Source organism: Kitasatospora sp. NPDC048194 (genome assembly GCF_043202455.1).
GTDB lineage: Bacteria > Actinomycetota > Actinomycetes > Streptomycetales > Streptomycetaceae > Kitasatospora.
Window position 1 is genome coordinate 15,383 of record NZ_JBIDAK010000047.1, and the last position, 16,350, is coordinate 31,732.

General features: G+C 75.0%; 17 protein-coding genes. 5 read left to right on the top strand and 12 right to left on the bottom strand.

Annotated features, from left to right (window positions below; translation table 11 throughout):
• Positions 1 to 92 precede the first annotated feature (92 nt).
• The 4 genes from ACGF07_RS33340 to ACGF07_RS33355 form a co-directional block, all read right to left on the bottom strand.
• Positions 93 to 680: a type 1 glutamine amidotransferase domain-containing protein gene (locus ACGF07_RS33340; RefSeq protein WP_392905007.1), complete on the bottom strand. Its 588-nt coding sequence runs from the start codon at positions 678 to 680 to the stop codon at positions 93 to 95.
• An 18-nt stretch (positions 681 to 698) separates the two neighbouring features.
• Positions 699 to 995: a PRC-barrel domain containing protein gene (locus ACGF07_RS33345; protein WP_392905010.1), complete on the bottom strand. Its 297-nt coding sequence runs from the start codon at positions 993 to 995 to the stop codon at positions 699 to 701.
• 4 nt (positions 996 to 999) lie between these two features.
• Positions 1,000 to 1,398 carry a hypothetical protein gene (locus ACGF07_RS33350; protein WP_350743984.1) on the bottom strand — a complete coding sequence of 133 codons (399 nt, stop codon included), beginning with the start codon at positions 1,396 to 1,398 and terminating at the stop codon, positions 1,000 to 1,002.
• A gap of 67 nt (positions 1,399 to 1,465) precedes the next feature.
• Positions 1,466 to 1,909 carry a hypothetical protein gene (locus ACGF07_RS33355; RefSeq protein ID WP_392905012.1) on the bottom strand — a complete coding sequence of 148 codons (444 nt, stop codon included), beginning with the start codon at positions 1,907 to 1,909 and terminating at the stop codon, positions 1,466 to 1,468.
• 225 nt (positions 1,910 to 2,134) lie between these two features.
• Between ACGF07_RS33355 and ACGF07_RS33360 the strand changes: the two genes are divergently transcribed.
• Complete coding sequence (locus ACGF07_RS33360; RefSeq protein WP_392905014.1) at positions 2,135 to 2,524, top strand: VOC family protein; 390 nt, start codon at positions 2,135 to 2,137, stop codon at positions 2,522 to 2,524.
• Between the two features lie 78 nt (positions 2,525 to 2,602).
• Here ACGF07_RS33360 and ACGF07_RS33365 read toward each other — a convergent pair whose 3' ends face one another.
• Positions 2,603 to 3,205: a GNAT family N-acetyltransferase gene (locus ACGF07_RS33365; protein ID WP_350743987.1), complete on the bottom strand. Its 603-nt coding sequence runs from the start codon at positions 3,203 to 3,205 to the stop codon at positions 2,603 to 2,605.
• A 219-nt stretch (positions 3,206 to 3,424) separates the two neighbouring features.
• Positions 3,425 to 4,738 (bottom strand): geranylgeranyl reductase family protein, encoded by a 1,314-nt coding sequence (locus tag ACGF07_RS33370; protein ID WP_392905016.1) that lies wholly within the window; start codon positions 4,736 to 4,738, stop codon positions 3,425 to 3,427.
• Between the two features lie 474 nt (positions 4,739 to 5,212).
• Here ACGF07_RS33370 and ACGF07_RS33375 point away from each other — a divergent pair, with 474 nt between their 5' ends.
• Positions 5,213 to 6,262 (top strand): LPXTG cell wall anchor domain-containing protein, encoded by a 1,050-nt coding sequence (locus ACGF07_RS33375; protein ID WP_392905018.1) that lies wholly within the window; start codon positions 5,213 to 5,215, stop codon positions 6,260 to 6,262.
• A gap of 277 nt (positions 6,263 to 6,539) precedes the next feature.
• Here ACGF07_RS33375 and ACGF07_RS33380 read toward each other — a convergent pair whose 3' ends face one another.
• From ACGF07_RS33380 to ACGF07_RS33390, 3 genes are all read right to left on the bottom strand, one after another.
• Complete coding sequence (locus ACGF07_RS33380) at positions 6,540 to 7,643, bottom strand: calcium:proton antiporter (protein WP_392905020.1); 1,104 nt, start codon at positions 7,641 to 7,643, stop codon at positions 6,540 to 6,542.
• A gap of 143 nt (positions 7,644 to 7,786) precedes the next feature.
• On the bottom strand, positions 7,787 to 9,313 hold the full coding sequence (locus tag ACGF07_RS33385) for a serine/threonine-protein kinase (protein WP_392905023.1): 1,527 nt from the start codon (positions 9,311 to 9,313) through the stop codon (positions 7,787 to 7,789).
• Positions 9,310 to 10,071 (bottom strand): serine/threonine protein kinase, encoded by a 762-nt coding sequence (locus ACGF07_RS33390; protein ID WP_392905025.1) that lies wholly within the window; start codon positions 10,069 to 10,071, stop codon positions 9,310 to 9,312. The genes ACGF07_RS33385 and ACGF07_RS33390 overlap by 4 nt, the downstream gene beginning before the upstream one ends.
• A gap of 299 nt (positions 10,072 to 10,370) precedes the next feature.
• On the opposite strand from ACGF07_RS33390, the gene ACGF07_RS33395 reads away from it, so the two are divergent.
• A complete protein-coding gene (locus ACGF07_RS33395) occupies positions 10,371 to 10,778 on the top strand; it encodes a hypothetical protein (protein ID WP_350748633.1) in 408 nt (135 codons plus the stop codon).
• Positions 10,779 to 11,106: 328 nt separating this feature from the next.
• Positions 11,107 to 11,889, top strand: coding sequence for a glucosamine-6-phosphate deaminase (nagB, locus tag ACGF07_RS33400; protein WP_392905027.1), 783 nt, complete (start codon positions 11,107 to 11,109; stop codon positions 11,887 to 11,889).
• An 88-nt stretch (positions 11,890 to 11,977) separates the two neighbouring features.
• On the opposite strand, the gene ACGF07_RS33405 is transcribed toward nagB, so the two are convergent.
• The 3 genes from ACGF07_RS33405 to ACGF07_RS33415 form a co-directional block, all read right to left on the bottom strand.
• Positions 11,978 to 13,108, bottom strand: coding sequence for an aminotransferase class I/II-fold pyridoxal phosphate-dependent enzyme (locus tag ACGF07_RS33405; protein ID WP_392905029.1), 1,131 nt, complete (start codon positions 13,106 to 13,108; stop codon positions 11,978 to 11,980).
• Between the two features lie 5 nt (positions 13,109 to 13,113).
• Complete coding sequence (locus ACGF07_RS33410; protein ID WP_392905032.1) at positions 13,114 to 13,830, bottom strand: transcriptional regulator; 717 nt, start codon at positions 13,828 to 13,830, stop codon at positions 13,114 to 13,116.
• Positions 13,831 to 13,953: 123 nt separating this feature from the next.
• Positions 13,954 to 15,591 carry a beta-propeller fold lactonase family protein gene (locus ACGF07_RS33415; protein WP_392905035.1) on the bottom strand — a complete coding sequence of 546 codons (1,638 nt, stop codon included), beginning with the start codon at positions 15,589 to 15,591 and terminating at the stop codon, positions 13,954 to 13,956.
• Positions 15,592 to 15,873: 282 nt separating this feature from the next.
• Here ACGF07_RS33415 and ACGF07_RS33420 point away from each other — a divergent pair, with 282 nt between their 5' ends.
• Positions 15,874 to 16,317: an RrF2 family transcriptional regulator gene (locus ACGF07_RS33420; protein WP_392905037.1), complete on the top strand. Its 444-nt coding sequence runs from the start codon at positions 15,874 to 15,876 to the stop codon at positions 16,315 to 16,317.
• Positions 16,318 to 16,350 lie beyond the last annotated feature (33 nt).

A 16,350-nucleotide genomic window follows, 5' to 3' on the forward strand; every position in this document is an offset into this window, starting at 1 on the left:
CGGCCGACCGGGACTGGACGGCCGGCTGGGACCGAGCAGCCGGTGGGCCCTGGACGGCCGGCCCGGACGGCGCCCCCGGCCGGGTGGGCGCCTCACACCCGGTGCCGCTTCGCCGTCGCGTGGGCGAACTCGGTGACCAGCGCGTCGTCGAACACCGGCAGGTCCCCGGGCCTGCGGCTGGTCACCAGCACGCCCGGCCCCTCATGGCAGACGTGCACCTCCTCGTCGACCCAGTGGGCGCCCGCGTTGACCAGGTCGGTGCGCAGGCTCGGCCAGGAGGTGAGGGTGCGGCCGCGGACGGCGTCGGCCTCGATCAGGGTCCAGGGGGCGTGGCAGATCGCCGCGACCGGACGGCCGACGGCGCAGCAGGCGTGCACGAAGGCGACCGCCGCCCGGTCCACCCTGAGCGCGTCCGGGTTGGCGAGTCCGCCGGGCAGCACGAGCCCGTCGACGTCGGCCGGATCGGCCTCCGCCACCAGGCCGTCCACCGCGAAGGTGTCGCCGTGCGCGCGGTGCCGCACGGCCCGGACCCGTCCCTCCGTGGTGGACAGCAGCCGCGGCGTGCCGCCGGACTCGACGACCGCCTGCCAGGGCTCGGTCAGTTCCTCCTGCTCGACGCCGTACGGGGCGACCAGGAAGGCGATCGTCCGGCCGGTGAGGGTGATGGTCGGCCAGCCCATGGCTCGGCGGTCCCCGGCTCAGTGCGGGCGGGGCCCGGTCAGGTCCTCGGCGGCGGAGGGGACGGAGCTGAGCCGGGCCCGCGGGCAGTCGAGGTGCACGGCGAGGTCCAGGTGGTCGATCCGGGCGACCAGGCCCGCCGGGACGGGGACCCGGGCTCCGGGCACCCAGGTGGAGGCGTCGACCAGCAGGTGGTCCCCGGCGTCCTGCTCCACCCGGCCGACCGGGCCGTCGGTGGCGTGCACCTCGTACCCGATCAGGCTCAGGTCGGCGGCGGGATGGGATCCCGGGCGGTACTCCCACAGGTCGGTGTTCATCGGTTCACGCCTCCGGTCGGTCCCAGGGGCGGCGTTCGCGCCGTTGCGCCCGGTCCGGATCGAGGGGGTCGGCTCCGCGCGTGCCCCGGCGCCGCCGCAGCAGTTCCGAGGCGGCGACCGCGGCCGCCACCGAGGCCGTCCAGACCACTCCGAGGGCGACGAGCACGGCGGTGGTCGGCGTCCGTACGCCGATGCTGAGGCAGAAGGCGGTCATCACCACGGCGGTCAGCACCACCCCGGCCGTGATCCGGCGTCCGACGCCGCGCACCGCGCCGAGGACCCGGCTCGGCCGTTTGGCCCCCATGGTGCTCAGCTTCCGATCGAGGCGTGCGTCCCGGCGCAGATCGGACTCGATCTCCTCGAGGAGCCGCCGCTCCCATCCGCTCAACGCGGGTCCGTCCATCTCGGTCACCTCCGACATTCCGGTGACATGCCCTCGCACCCGGGCGGTTGCCCGGTACGGGCCGGCGTCAACCGTTCCGGGGACCACCCGTTCCGGCGCCCACGCGGCCGAAGGCCCGCGGGCGGGCGAGCAGGCTGTCGTCCAGGACACGCAGCAGGGCGGCGGCGTCGCGGTGGACCTCGGCCGCGCCGGCCGCCCGCAGCTCGGGGCCGGCGTCACCGCCGGTCTCCAGGGCGACGCAGGGCAACCCGGCCCGCCTCGCCGCCCGCACCTCGCGCACGCTCCCGGCGACGGCCACGGCGTGCGAGGGCACGCCGTCCACCAGCTCCAGCGCCGCCCGCACCGCATCGCCGCCGGGTGCGGCCACGGCCGGGGCGGGAGCCCCGGCCGGACCGGGCCCGGTCAGCACGACCGTCCAGCCCCGGGTGGCGCACTCGCCGAGCAGTTCGGCGCCGCCCGGCAGCCCGGGCTGCCAGTCGGTACCGAACACCGCCGCGGAGATCATCGTCATGGCCGCCGCTCCCGTGCTTCCGTTCGCAGGCCACGCACCGAATGCGCCCTTCCAGGTTAGGCCGCCGCGGAGCACGGCGCGCTGCCTGCCGGGGCCGGATTCCGGCCGCCGTGGCCGTACCTGCGCCCCGGTCGGGCGCCCGCCGTCCGGCGGCCCCGGTGGTGCGCGACCTACGATCGGCTCGGCGGCCGCCGCCGTCCGTGGCGCACCCCGAGAGGCCGGTTCATGAGGATCAACCTGACCAGTGTCTTCGTCGACGACCAGGACAAGGCCCTGCGCTTCTACACGGAGCTGCTGGGCTTCGTGAAGAAGGCGGACGTGCCGCTCGGTGAGCACCGCTGGCTCACCGTGGTCTCACCCGAACAGCCGGACGGCACCGAGCTGCTGCTGGAGCCCGACGCCCACCCCGCCGTCAGGCCCTACCGGACGGCCCTGGTCGCCGACGGCATTCCGGCCGCCTCCTTCGCCGTCGACAACGTGCACGGCGAGTGCGAGCGGCTGCGCCGGCTCGGGGTGCGCTTCACCCAGGAGCCGCTGGCGACCGGCCCGGTCACCGTCGCCGTCCTGGACGACACCTGCGGCAACCTCGTCCAACTCGCCCAGTACCACCGGTGAGCGCCGGCCCGGGGCGGACGGGCCGCCCCGGGGCGGGCTGCGGCGGCCGTTCCGTCGGAGCCGCCGGGCGGCCCGCGGTCAGGCGGGGTCCGGATCGGTGGCGAGGCGGGCGTGCAGGTGTTCGTCGGTGTAGGGGTTGTCGCCGTAGCGGTAGGAGGCGCGCAGGGTGCCCTCGTAGGGGAAGCCCGCCCGGTTGGCGACCCGGCAGGACGCGTGGTTGTCGACGGCGTGGTACAGCTCGATCCGGCGCGCGCCGGCGGTGCGGACCCCCCAGCGGGTGACGGCGGCGGTGGCCCGGCCGGCGAGGCCCCGGCCGCGGGCGGCGGCGAGCAGCCAGTAGCCGACCATGGCGACGCCGTCGGCCCGGTCGGTCCAGCGCAGGGCGACGTTGCCGCACAGGGTGCCGTCGGCGGAGTCGCAGATGGCGAAGGAGGCCGTGGTACCCGCGGCCCAGCGGGTCTCGGCGCGCTCGAGGAAGGCCACGGCGCCGGCCCGGTCGGCGGCGTCGCGCAGCGGGTTCCAGCGGGCGATCTCCGGATCCGTCGCGGCCGCGATCACGGCGGCGGTGGTGCCTCCGGCCAGGTCGAGGGAGCGGGCCCAGGGGCGCAGCCGGACGTCGCCCAGGTCGAGGACGGCAGGTTGGAAGAGGCGCGGTCCGGTCGCGTCGTCGCTGATGGTCACCCCGCTTTCCTATCCCCCGTCCGCCGGTGGCCGCCAGCGATTAACCCGGTTCCGGTGCGCCGGTGCTCGGGAGCGCCGTCGGGCTCGGTGCGGAGGGTGCGGCGGCGAGGTCCGGTGGACTCCGGGAGGCCGGGCCGCCCACCCTTTCCGAGGGTGCGCGGCCCGGCGCCGGCCTGCCCGTCCCGGCGCTCACCGCCCCGGACGCCGCCGCCCCGGCGCTCATCGCCCCGGAGCGACCCGGCCGACGAGGTGGATCAGGCGGTCGAGGGCGTCGTTGGAGTTGGGTTCGGTGAGGTTGACCATCAGTCGGAAGGCGATCTTCAGCAGCGCCGGGTGGCCGAGACCGGCCGCGCCCGCGGCCCCGAGCAGCTTCGGGCGGCCGAGCAGGTCGGCGGCCAGCCGGCCGAGCGCGAAGTAGCCCGCGTAGGCGGAGCGCAGCGCCTGCGGGTAGGCGCGCAGGGCGAGTTCCCGGCCGCGCTCGGTGCGGCGGGCGTGGGCCTGGACGATGGTCTCCGCGGCGTAGCGGCCGGACTCCATGGCGTAGGCGATGCCCTCGCCGGTGCCGGGGCTGACCGTGCCGCCCGCGTCGCCGACGAGCAACAGGCCGTCGGCGTAGTGGGGTTGGCGGTTGAGGCCCATCGGGAGGGCGGAGCCGCGGATGGGCTCGGTGACGGCCTCGGGGGTGTAGCCGTACTCGGGCGGAAGGTCGGCGCACCAGCGGCGCAGCAGCTCCCGCCAGTCGAGGTCGGTACCGGCGGTGTCGAGCACGCCGAGGCCGACGTTGGCGGTGCCGTCGCCCATGCCGAACACCCAGGCGTAGCCGGGCAGGAGGCGGTGCGCGGGGTCGTGGGGGTCGCGCAGGTCGAGCCAGGCCTCCAGGTAGCGGTCGTCGTGGCGCGGGGTGGTGAAGTACGTGCGGTAGGCCACGCCCATCGCGCGGTCCGTGCGCCGGTAGCGCTTCATCGCGACGGAGAGCCGGGTGGAGTTTCCGTCGGCGGCGACGACCAGCGGCGCCCGGTACTCGACGGGTGTGCGGTCCTCGCCGAGTCTGACGGTGACACCGGTGATCCGCCCGGTCCGCTCGTCCGTCAACGGACCCGCCACGTTGGCGCGTTCGACCAGCCGGGCGCCGGCCGAGGCGGCCTTGCGGGCGAGCAGTTCGTCGAAGTCGGCACGGCGCCGGACGAGCCCGTAGCCGGGGAAGGCGGAGAGCTCCGGCCAGTCGAACTCCAGCGAGCGCCGCCCGGCGATCAACCGCAGGCCGCGGTTGTGCAGCCAGCCGGCTTCCTCGGAGACGTCGATGCCCATGTCGACGAGTTGTTTGACGGTCCGCGGGGTGAGGCCGTCCCCGCAGACCTTCTCCCGCGGGAATGCGGACTTCTCCAGCAGCAGGACGTCCAGTCCGGTGCGGGCGAGGTGGTAGGCGGCGGTGGAGCCGGCCGGGCCGGCGCCGACCACGATGACGTCGGCGCTGTCCTCGGTCGGGCCGGCCGCCTGCGGGTCCGGTCGCACCTGCTGCTCTGGGCCGGGCATCGGGCATTCCCCCTGGGTCGGATCGGCTGGGCAAGACGACGGAGCATCCGCCGGACCGGCCTGTGGGACGAACGGACCGGGCGGTTCCAGACGGACGATAGAGAACCCCGGCGCCGACCCGCGCCCCGACACGCGTCCCGGGCCCGCCGACCGGCCGAAACCGGCCATCCGCGAGCCGCTCCCGTCCACTCCTCGACCCGGCACCCGCCGCTGACCAGCACGTCAACCGGTCGGCCCGCACACGGAGCGGACACAATCGGGTGATCGGATCGTTGTGACCCACTAATCCGGCGATATCGCCCACCGCACCGCATTCCGGCCAAAGCCCCCTTGCGTCACGTTTCTGACTGCGGGAACTTTTGTGCCCCTCCCATTCGTACGGCCCCGGCCTCCGGTCCGACGGCACGCCCGATCCGAGGGCTCCCTCCCACCGCGCAGGCTCGTCCCGGCCTGCCGAACCCCGATGGAACACGCATGCACATCCGCTCCACCGCCGCGCGCTCCCTGGTGGCCGTCCCGACCGCCGCCGCCCTGTTGCTGCTCGCCCCCGCCGCCCACGCCGCCGCCGGCGGCAACGGCAAGGGCGCACCCGGCAACAACGGCACCGTGAAGATCCACGACGCCGCCACCGGCCAGGAGGACGTCCGCAACGAGCCGAAGGTCTGCACCTTCTACCTGGACTCCTTCGGCTTCGACCCGAACCAGGACGTGATCTGGGCCATCGTCCAGATGGACCACGGCCAGGAGACCCTCGCCGCCTGGGGCGACCTGCCGGTGGACGGCCACGGGCACGTCCGCACCGAGGACATCGAGCTGCCGGACGGTCAGTACAAGCTCTACTGGCAGTCGGTCGAGCTGGTCAACGGCGAGCTGCCCGAGGACGCCGACCTGAACAACCCGAAGCACAAGGTCTTCAAGGTCGACTGCGGCGGCAAGGCCCCGTCCGGCAAGCCCTCGCCGACCGCCACCAAGACCCCGTCGGCCGGCCCGACCACCGTGCCGAGCGCGACCCCCTCGCACAGCGCCTCGCCGACGCCGACCCACACGCCCACCCAGCCCCCCACCCAGACCCCCGCGCCGACCCACTCGGCCACCCCGAGCACCACCCCGGTGCCGACCCCCCCGGTCGTCCAGCCCCCGGTGCCCACCCTCCCGGTCACCCCGGCGCCCACCACCTCCGCGCCCACCACCCCGGCGCCTTCGACCCCGGCGCCTTCGACTCCCGCCGCCGGGAGCCCGAGCGGTGCGCCCAGCACCGCGCCGAGCGCCGGCCCGTCCAGCGCGCCGACCGCCACCGTCCCGGTGAACACCTCGAACGCCGGCACCGTGGTCAACCCGGACAAGCCGCTGATCAAGCCCGCCAAGGTGAGCGTCCCGACGCCGATCCCGGGTGCCGCCTCGGACGGCAAGAAGCTGGCCAGCACCGGTAGCGACGGCACCCTGCTGTACGCGGGCGCCGGCACCGTACTGCTGGCCGCCGGCGCGGGCGCGGTGGTCTACGCCCGCCGTCGCCGCACCTCCTGAGGCACGGTCGGCGCGGTCCGGCGGCGACGCGGAAGCGCTCCTGAAGCCGCGCTCCGCCGGGCCCGGGCCCTCCGCGGGCCGCGCGTCGCCGCGGTGAGCCGCCGCACCACGGAGCCCCTGGTCCCGCGAGCAGCTGCGGGACCAGGGGCTCCCGGCCGCGCCACGGCCGGCCGGGAGCCCCTGGGGCGCCGGCGGCACGGTGGCCGGAGCGGAAGCCGTCGGCCCGTACGGGGGGACGGGCCGACGGCTTCCACTACTGTCCACGGGCGGACCGCCCTCAGGGGTTCACCGCCAGCACCACGAATTCCGCGAGCACCCCGAGGTGCACCGCGCCCTGGAGCAGGGTCGCCCGGCGCGGGATGACCGTCAGCGTGCCGAGCACGACGGTCAGCGTCAGCAGCACCAGGTGCGCCGGTTCGAGGCCGAGGACCAGCGGGCCGGAGAGCCAGGTGGAGGCGATCGCGACCGCGGGGATGGTCAGGCCGATGCTGGCGAGCGCGGAGCCGAGCGCCAGGTTGAGGCTGGTCTGCACCCGGTTGCGCAGGGCCGCACGCAGCGCCGCGATGGTCTCCGGCAGCAGCACCATCATGGCGATCACCACGCCGACCACGGCGTGCGGCAGCCCGGCGTCGTCCACCGCGGACTCGATGGTCGGCGAGACGCCCTTGGCCAGGCCCACCACCGCGACCAGCGCGACGGCGAGCAGCAGCAGGCTGACGCCGGCGGCCCGCACGGTGGGCGGGCTCGCGTGGTCCTCGTCCTCGACCCGGATCTCCCCCTCCGCCGTGACGGGGAGGAAGTAGTCCCGGTGCCGGAGGGTCTGGGTGGTCACGAACAGCCCGTACACCACCAGCGAGGCGGTGGCCGCGTAGGCCAGTTGGGTCGTGGAGAACTGCGGGCCCGGGGCACTGGTGGTGAAGGTCGGCAGCACCAGGCTGAGGGTGGCGAGGGTCGCGACGCAGGCGAGGGCGGCGCCGGTGCCCTCGGCGTTGAAGACGGCGGTGCGGTACTTCAGCGCGGCCACCAGGATGGACAGTCCGAGGATCCCGTTGCAGGTGATCATCACGGCGGCGAACACGGTGTCCCGGGCCAGGGTCGCGGACTTGTCCCCGCCGTCGGCCATCAGCGTCACGATCAGCGCGACCTCGATCACGGTGACCGCCACCGCGAGCACCAGCGATCCGAAGGGCTCCCCGGTCCAGTGCGCGATCACCTCGGCGTGGTGCACGGCGGCCAGCACCGCACCCACCAGGAAGCACGCGACCACCGCCACCACCCAGCCCGGCAGGTCCTCGTGCCAGGTCAGGGCGAGGACGACGAACGCGGTCACCGGAACGACGACGGTCCATTGCGCGGTCACCGCGCGGAACTTGGTGATCATGCGCCCGAGGATCCCAGACCTCGGCCCGGGCGGCCGGGTGCCCGCGCCGGGACGCCCACGGACGGGGCAGGACTCGCTCCCGTCCGCCGACGGACCCGCAGGAGCCCGGTGGTCCGCGGGTGGCCGTCGACGACCACCGGTGGTCAGCCGCCGTATTCGGCCAGGTAGCGGAGCACCTTGTCGACGTGCGGCCGCACCCGCTCCGGGACGCCCCCGGCGGCCGCCACGCTCTTGTCGCTGGTGCGGTAGGCGGCGGCGACCAGGGCGGGCAGGTCCCGGGTGAAGCCGCGCCGCTTTATCTGCTGGTCGAGCCAGCAGACGTAGTTGCCCATCGCGGCGATCGCGTCGCCCGGGTCCAGGTAGGACTTCGGGCCGGGGTGGCTGGCCGCCCTGGACCAGGCCTCGAAGACGGCGGGCGTCCACATCGCGATGCCGTACTCGCCGGTCTCCGGGCGGGCCGCGTTCGGGTCGAAGCCGCTCTCGGCCTTGAGCATCGCGGCCAGCAGGACCGGCGTGATCTCCGGCTCCGGGCAGCGCCGGGCCGCGTCCTCGATCATGCCCCGGTAGGGCGCCGGGACGTCCGAGCCCGCCGGGATCGCCCCGGGCAGCGGGGGCGGCCCGGCGCGGTGGCCGCCCGCACCGGCCGGCTCGGGGCCGCCGGCCAGCGCGAGGAGGACCGCGGTGCAGGTCAGCAGGGAGAGGCCGGCCCGGACGGCGGCGCGGCGGCGACCGGGCGGACGGGCGGTCGCCCGGGCCACCAGCGCGGCCAGGTCGGTGCGGGCCCGCTGGTCCCGGTCGGCGGTCAGGCAGGCGGCCACCACGGCCCGCCAGGGGGCGGGCACCGCCTGGTCCAGCCGCAGCGGGACGGCGCCCCGGGCGTACGCCTGGGCCGCCAGCGAGCGGGCCCGGGCGGTGGCACCGAGGAAGGGGTGCAGCCCGCCGGTGAGCAGTTGGTGGGCGATCACGCCGTAGGCCCAGATGTCGGCGGTGGGGCGCAGGGCGACACCGCGCGCCCCGGTCCGCTGGGACCACCACTCGGGCGGGACGTGGTCGGGCGAGCCGAGCGGCGGGGCGTACGCGTGGGTGCCCTCGAGTTCGGAGGTGAGGCCGAAGTCGGCGATCTTGGCGGTGCCGTCGGGCATCAGCAGGATGTTGGCCGGTTTGAGGTCCCCGTGGACCCAGCCGGCCCGGTGCATGTGGGTCAGTCCGGAGCAGACCTGGGCGAGCATGCGCTCGGCGCCGGGCACCGGCGTGCCGGGGCGGGCAGTGGCGAGGAGGTCCTGGAGGCTGCGGGCCGCGCGTTCCATCACCAGCGCGACGGCCCCGTCCAGGGCGGGGTGGTCCGGATCCTCGACGGTGACCACCGCGAGGGTGCGGATCAGGTGGGGGTGGTCGGCGCGGCGGCTGAACCGCAGCTCGCTGCCGGCCATCTGGGCCGCGGTGCGGCGCTGACCCGGGCTGAGCCCGGCCGGACCGAGGATCTTAACGGCGGCCCCGGTGCCGTCCGGGCCCTCGGCGGCGTAGACGCTGCCCCAGGCTCCCGCGCCGAGGAAGGCGCCGGTGCGGTAGCCGGCCACGAGGTAGCCCTCGGGGAGCTCGAAGGGCGGGAGGCCCCGCGGCGGGTGCCGCTGCTCCGGCGGCCCGGGGTCGGGCCGCGGGGCGGGCGTCACGGCCGGGCGGCCGGGCGCCGGGCCGGCAGCAGCGCCAGGTGCTCCTCCCGGACCAGGTCGAACTTGAGGGCCAGAGCGACGAGTTCCTCGCGCTTGCCGCCGGCCGGGCCCTCCTCGTACGGCTCGCGCAGCCGCAGCTTGGTGCACACCAGGTAGTCGATGTGGTAGTTCACCGCCGAGCGGGTCAGTCCCCGGCAGGAGGGCAGGGCGCGCAGCCGGGCCAGCACCTCGGTGACGCCGGGGACGGCCGCGGTGGAGGGCGAGCGCAGCCGGGGCTCGCAGAGCGCGAGCAGGACGAGGAAGTACTTGGCGGTCGGGTCCAGGGCGAAGGGGCTGACGGTGTGTTCGCCGTCGGCGCCGCGCCGGCCACCGTCCAGGTAGGCGTGCTGGGGGGCGAAGACCTTGAAGGAGGCGGGTTCCCCGAGGGCCGGCAGGAGCACCCGGGAGAGTTCGAAGGGAACGGGCGCGCCGAGCCGTCCGGGCGCCACCTTGATGTGCTCCCCCGCGCCCTCCAGGTTCTCCACCACGTAGGTGGCGGTGGTGCTGAAGTTCGACAGCCGCCAGTAGTCCTCGGCGGCGGCCACCTCGCCGGCACGGCGGGAGACGCCCTGGTCGGACAGCGGGATGGCGACCGGCCGCCCGGGCTCGCCGCGCCCGAACACCGCCGTCTCGCCCGGGCCCATCCGCAGCAGTGCGGGCGCTGCGCCGGGCGCCATGTCCGGCCCCGGACAGGGCAGTTGCACGATGACCGTGTCCACGCCGCCACCTCCGCTGGGGATCGGGTCGATGGTATCCGTCCGATTCGCCGGGTTGGCAAGCTGCCACCCGGACGAGTGAAGGGGACCGGACCCGACGACAGGGCGGCGGCCGTACGCCGATGAACTGACCGCCCGTCAGGCCGGATTCCGGCCATCCGCTGAACGTTCGGCGAACGATTGCAGCCAGTAGTTGAACAGTCACCATGAGTGTGACGCAACGCACACGCATGACTTCCATGATGTGTGCAAGACTCATCTCAAGGAGTGAGATTCCCTTAATTTCCAAGGAGGTTCGTATCATGCGCACTCGGATCGCAGCTGTGATGCTGACGGTGGCGGGGATCGCGACCCTGACGGCCGGTCCCGCCACGGCCGCCACGGCGACGTCCGAGACCGACACCGCGGCCTGCGCCTCGGTGCTCAACCACCCCTGCGTCTCGCACCGGATAGACGGCGAGGGTGTCGTCGGCGTCGCCCAGGTCAGCGCCGACCCGGACCAGTTGACGGTGGTCCAGGTCGACGTCCGCACCCAGAAGGCCTGGGGCAGCCCGTGGGAGCCGGTCGCCACCGCCACCACCGTGAAGCTCGGCTCGGCCCAGGCCGTCACCCCGCGGGTGACCGCCGCCGGGCCGCGGATCATCTGCGCCACCGCCGGTCCGGCGCTGGACGCGAGCAAGCAGGTCACCACCTGTACCAACCCGTTCTGATCGGAGGCCGCCCGGACGCACGACCCGCTCCGCACGGCGGGAGCGCCTCCGCAGGACAGGGCGACGGGAGCCGGGGCGCACGCGCCCCGGCTCCCTCCACACCCCCACCGCCGGCACCGGCTTCGACCGCCGGCACCGGCTTCCACCGCCGGCATCGGCTTCCACCGCCGGCGCCGGCTTCCGTCGGCGGCGACGCCGGACGGGGCGCCCGGAGTCCGGGACCAGCGGGCCCGGCGGCCCCGGGTGGACCTGGAGCCCCCGTTCACGGCAAACTGGTCTAGACCTCGGAGGTCTAGACCTCAGCCTCGCCTCAGAACGGTGGACCAGTATGGAAATCGTGATCGTCCCTGACGCCTCAGCGGCCGGCGAACTCATCGCCACGGCGATCACCGATCTGCTGTCCGAGAAGCCCGACGCCCTGCTCGGCGTCGCGACCGGCTCGACCCCGCTGCCGGTCTACCGGTCCCTCGCCGCCCGGGTCCGGGACGGCCGGCTGGACGCCTCGAGGGCGCGGATCTGCCAGCTGGACGAGTACGTCGGCCTGCCGCCCGGGCACCCGGAGTCCTACCGCTCGGTGGTGCTGCGCGAGGTCGTCGAGCCGCTCGGCCTGACCGAGGACTCCTTCCTGGGCCCGGACGGCAACGCGGCGGACATCGCCTCGGCCGCCGCCGCCTACGACCGCGCGCTGGCCGAGGCCGGCGGCGTGGACCTGCAGCTGCTCGGCATCGGCACCGACGGCCACATCGGTTTCAACGAGCCGTGCTCCTCGCTCGCCTCGCGCACCCGGATCAAGACCCTGACCAGGCAGACCCGGGTGGACAACGCCCGCTTCTTCGACAGCCTCGACGAGGTCCCGCACCACGTCATCACCCAGGGCATCGGCACCATCCTGGAGGCGCGCCACCTCGTGCTGCTCGCCACCGGCGAGGCCAAGGCCGAGGCCGTCGCGCTGGCCGTCGAGGGCCCGCTGGCCGCCGCCGTCCCCGCCTCGGCGCTGCAGCTGCACCCGCACGCCACCGTGGTGGTGGACGAGGCCGCCGCCTCCCGCCTCAAGCTGGCCGACTACTTCCGCGACACCTACGCCGCCAAGCCGGCCTGGCAGAAGCTCTGACCCGTACGGCTGCCGGGGGCCCGGGCTCCGGCGGCGGTCGTCCCGAGGGCCGCCGGAGCCCGGGCCCCTTCCGGTCGCCTGCGGCCGCTCAGCGCTTGCGGAGCCACTCGGCGAAGGCCTCCAGCGCCGGGCCCGGGTCGCGGCGGCCGATGCCGATCCGGAATCGGTCGGTCGGGGTGGGGGTGAGCTCGGAGCGGAACATGCTCGCGGGCATCAGCAGGACACCCGCCTGCTCGACCAGCGCGGTGCAGAACTCCTCCACCCCGTCCGCGCCCAGGTAGCGCGGGTAGCTGACGCAGCCGCCGTCCGGGGCGCGCCACTCGAAGAGCTCGGGGAACTCCGCGAAGAAGGCGTCGAACAGCGGCAGGTTCTCCGCGATGATGCCCCGGTTGCGGGCCAGGATCCGCTCCCGCGCGGTGATGGCGATCCGGGCCAGCACCTCGCTGGGGGCCGAGTTGCAGATCGTGGTGTAGTGCTTGGCCCGCTCCAGCCGGCTGCGCAGCTCGCCGTCCCGGCAGGCGATCCAGCCGATCCGCAGCCCGGGCAGGCCGAGCGCCTTGGAGGTGACGTTCAGCGACAGCGCGGTCTCGGAGAGGTCGGCGGCCTGCGGCAGGGTGCGCTCGGGGTCGCGTTCCAGGCCCCGGTAGACCTCGTCGGAGAAGAGCCGGACGCCGCGCTCGCCGCACAGCTCGGCCAGGCGGGCGAAGTCGGCGGCGTCGATCACCGCCCCGGTCGGGTTGTTCGGGAAGTTGACCGACAGGACCTTGGTGTTCGGCCGCATTGCCGCCTCGACGGCGTCCAGGTCGAGCGCCCAGTCCCGCCGCTCGTCGAGCGCCACCCCGGTGACCTCGCACAGCGAGAGCGGGATCGTCTCGGCGGACTGGTAGTTGGGGGTGAGCACCACCGCGTGGTCGCCCGGTTCGAGGAGCACCTGCATGGCGAGGTTGATCCCCTCCTGGGCGCCGCCGAAGCAGATCACGTCGTCCGCCCCGACCCGCTCGTACATCCCGGCGATCGCCTGGCGCAGGCCGGGATCGCCGAAGGTCTCGGTGTAGCCGAGCGCGAGGGTGTCCCAGGCCTCGCGGTCCTCGGGGCCGGCCAGGGCGAGCAGCTCGGCCATCGTCATGGTCTGGGCGTCGGAGGCGGTGAGGTGGTGGCGGGCGGTGAACTCCCAGCGGGAGAAGTAGGTTTCGAGCCGGAAGTCGGGCAGTCGGGTCATCGGTGTCAGTCCTTCCTGGTGCCGGCGCCGGGACCGGTGCCGGCAGCGGCGCTGTTTCCGGCTCCCGCCCCGGCCCCGGCTCGGGCGCCGGGGCCCGCCGGGTGTCTGAGCTCGGCGAGCAGGGCGTAGGCGGTGGAGCGGGAGATCCGCAGTGCGGCGGCGACGGCGGGGACGGCCCGGCGGACGGCGAACACCCCGGCCTCGTCCAGTTCGCGCAGGACGGCGAGCCGGTCCTCCCGGGTGAAGCGCTCCGCAGGTCGGCCCCGGGCCCGGACGTGGCCGCCGATCACGTCGTTCATCCGCTCGGTCCAGTCCCGCTCGAACAGCGGCTCGGGGCGCGGTGCGGTGGGCGCGGCGAAGTTCGCCAGCAGCGCCGCGGCCTGCTCCAGCGGGCCGCGGTCGAGGTTGACGCAGAGCACCGCCGAGGGCCTACCGGTGGCGTCGCGCAGGACGGCGCTGACCGAGGAGAGCCGGCGCCCGTCCGGCAGCAGCTTCTCATAGGGGCCGTAGACGTCGGGCGCGGAGGGGTCCAGCCGGTCCAGTTCGCCGAGCAGCGACGGATCGCCGGGGGCTCGGGTGGTCATCGGGTTCCAGATGGCCAGCACCCGGTCGGTGGCGGTGTCGTGCAGGACCACCTCGGCGTACGGGCCGAGGAGCAGGGCGACCGCCCGGCAGACCGGCGACCAGGTCCGGACGCGCGGGTCGGGCGTTTCGGCAGGCATGCACGGACTGTACGTCCGGCCCGGACACTTCGTCCAGGCCTCGGGGTCTCGTCCGGGTCCCGTCCGGGCCCGGGTGCGCCGGAGGCCCCGCCCACGGGTGCGGGCGGGGCCTCCGGCGAGCGGTCACCGACAGGTGATCGACAGGCCGAGGAAGGAGGTGCAGCTGCGGGTGTCCTTGCTGGTGGCCGGCGACGGGTCGGCGGGGGTGCCGCCGGTGCGGGCCACGGTGACGTCCCAGGTGCGGATCAGGTTCAGCAGACCGACCCCGAGGGAGAAGTGCCGGGTGGTGCTGGCTCCCTTGGCGAGCGGCGTGCTCAGGGTGCAGGTGAGCTTGCCGGCGGCGACGGTGCAGTCGCCGGAGCTCGCGGTGAGGCCCGCGGGCAGGTCGGCCGAGACGGTGGCCGAGGTGACCGGGTCGGGGCCCTGGCCGGTGAGGGTGACGGTGTAGTCGACCCGCCCGGTGGCCGGCGTCGCGGTGAGCGCGACCCCGAGGTGGGCGCTGGGCGCGGTGTAGGTGAAGCGGTCGGCGGCGACGGCGGCGCTGGTGCCGCCGGGCGTGGTGACCCGGACGTCGACCGGGCCGGTCACTGTGGTGGCGGGGGCGGTCGCGGTGCAGCGGGTGCTGGTGCAGCTGAAGGAGGTGGCCGGGCCGGCCGCGCCGAAGGTGACGGCGGTGGCGCCGTTCAGGTCGGTGCCGGTGACGGTCACCGTGGTGCCGCCCGCTCCGGAGCCGCCGTTCGGGCTGACGCCGGTCACCGCCGGCACCGGGAGCGGGAAGTTCAGCACGTCGACGGCGTTGCCGGTGAAGTCGGCGAGGTAGCCGCGCCGCCCGTCCGCGCTCAGCGCCAGGGTGTACGGGCTCGCGCCCACCGGCACGGTCGCGGTGACCGTCCGGCTCGCGGTGTCGATCACGCTCAGGGTGTCGTCACCGTAGTCGGAGACGTACGCGGCGGAGCCGTCCGGGGCCAGGGTCACGGCGTACGGGCCGGTGCCGACCGGCACGGTGCCGAGCAGGGCGCCGGCGCCGGTGTCGATCACCGCGGCGGTGCTGTCGTCCCCGTCGGCGACCCACAGCCGGCTGCCGTCGGGGCTGAGCGCCAGGCCGAAGGCGCTGTGGCCGACGGGCACGGTGGCGCTCACCGTGCCGCTCGCGGTGTCGACCACGGTCACCGCCTTGGCGCCGGAGGCGGCCACGTAGAGGCGCCTGCCGTCCGGGGACACGGCCAGACCATGCGGTTCGGCCCCGACCGGGACGGTGGCCTTGACGGTGTCGGACGCGGTGTCCAGCACGCTGACCGTGTCGGCCCCGGCGTTGCTGACGTAGGCCCGGGAGCCGTCCGGCGACAGCGCCAGGTTCCAGGGCTGGACGCCGACCGGGACGGTGGCGGTCACCGTGTTGCTGGCGGTGTCCACCACGCTGACCGCGTTGTCCAGGTGGTGGGTGAGGTAGGCCCGGCGCCCGTCCGGGGAGAGCGCGACGGCGTACGAGCCGGTGCCGGCGGTGAAGGTGCCGGTCACGGTTCTGCTCGCGGTGTCCAGGACGCTCACCGTGCCGGTGCTCTGACTGGTGACGTACGCCCGGGCGCCGTCCGGCGTGAGCGCCACCCCCGCCGGGTAGGGCGCCACCGGGAGGTGGGCGGCCACGGCCGGCGGCGGCGCGACGGCAGCGGCGGTCACGGGCTGGGACAGCAGGGCGGCGGTGGCCGCGGATATCGCCGCCAGCGCCGTGCCGGTGCGCCTGGGTGCACGACGTGATGTCAAGGAATCCCTCCGGGGGAACGGGCCGTGGTACGGGGGACGGGCGGCTCGAGGGGGTGGTGCCGAGCCGCACGAAGCGTAGAAGGCAGGTTGACGGCCCGTCAGGAACTGATCGGTAATGTCGCCAACTGTTCAGATTCGACCGATATTCGGTCGCAGCGACCACGGCGGCCGGCGGGCGGACCCGGACGGGGCCCCTCCACCGGGTGCGGACGCGACCCGGGTCTCAGCCGGTACCGGCCGGAAAATTGGAGTTCTGGAGTCGCATTCGTTAGCGTTCCGCACGTGAGGCTGACCAAGAGCACCGACATCGCGCTCCGCATCGCCATGCGGCTCGCCGTCCTGGGCGAGGACGCCAACCCGACCACCCGCGAGGTGGCCGAGGCGGTCGCGGTGCCGTACACCCATGCGGCGAAGGTGGTCAGCAGGCTGCAGCACCTGGGCGTCGTGGAGGCCCGGCGCGGTCGCGGCGGCGGGCTGATGCTCACCTTCGCCGGACGGACCGGTTCGCTCGGGCTGCTGCTGCGCGAACTGGAGGGGGTCGGCGACGTGGTCGACTGCGAGGGCGACCCGCCGTGCCCGCTGCGGGCCGCCTGCCGGCTGCGCGGGGCCCTGCGGAACGCCCAGGAGGCGTTCTTCGCCTCGCTCGATCCGCTCAGCATCAACGACCTGGTCTCCTCCCCCACGGGGCCCGTCCTGCTCAGCCTCACGGCCGGGCCCGCCGACTGATTCCCGCCCCCGGGTCCGCGCTCGACCGCACGG

Excerpts from the sequence above, each read along its gene's own strand:
- ACGF07_RS33350 (WP_350743984.1), bottom strand. The coding sequence starts at position 1,398 with ATGGACGGACCCGCGTTGAGCGGATGGGAGCGGCGGCTCCTCGAGGAG.
- nagB (WP_392905027.1), top strand. The coding sequence starts at position 11,107 with ATGGAAATCGTGATCGTCCCTGACGCCTCAGCGGCCGGCGAACTCATC.
- ACGF07_RS33340 (WP_392905007.1), bottom strand. The coding sequence starts at position 680 with ATGGGCTGGCCGACCATCACCCTCACCGGCCGGACGATCGCCTTCCTG.
- ACGF07_RS33375 (WP_392905018.1), top strand. The coding sequence starts at position 5,213 with ATGCACATCCGCTCCACCGCCGCGCGCTCCCTGGTGGCCGTCCCGACC.
- ACGF07_RS33410 (WP_392905032.1), bottom strand. The coding sequence starts at position 13,830 with ATGCCTGCCGAAACGCCCGACCCGCGCGTCCGGACCTGGTCGCCGGTC.
- ACGF07_RS33405 (WP_392905029.1), bottom strand. The coding sequence starts at position 13,108 with ATGACCCGACTGCCCGACTTCCGGCTCGAAACCTACTTCTCCCGCTGG.
- ACGF07_RS33395 (WP_350748633.1), top strand. The coding sequence starts at position 10,371 with ATGCGCACTCGGATCGCAGCTGTGATGCTGACGGTGGCGGGGATCGCG.
- ACGF07_RS33380 (WP_392905020.1), bottom strand. The coding sequence starts at position 7,643 with ATGATCACCAAGTTCCGCGCGGTGACCGCGCAATGGACCGTCGTCGTT.
- ACGF07_RS33370 (WP_392905016.1), bottom strand. The coding sequence starts at position 4,738 with ATGCCCGGCCCAGAGCAGCAGGTGCGACCGGACCCGCAGGCGGCCGGC.
- ACGF07_RS33345 (WP_392905010.1), bottom strand. The coding sequence starts at position 995 with ATGAACACCGACCTGTGGGAGTACCGCCCGGGATCCCATCCCGCCGCC.
- ACGF07_RS33360 (WP_392905014.1), top strand. The coding sequence starts at position 2,135 with ATGAGGATCAACCTGACCAGTGTCTTCGTCGACGACCAGGACAAGGCC.
- ACGF07_RS33355 (WP_392905012.1), bottom strand. The coding sequence starts at position 1,909 with ATGACGATGATCTCCGCGGCGGTGTTCGGTACCGACTGGCAGCCCGGG.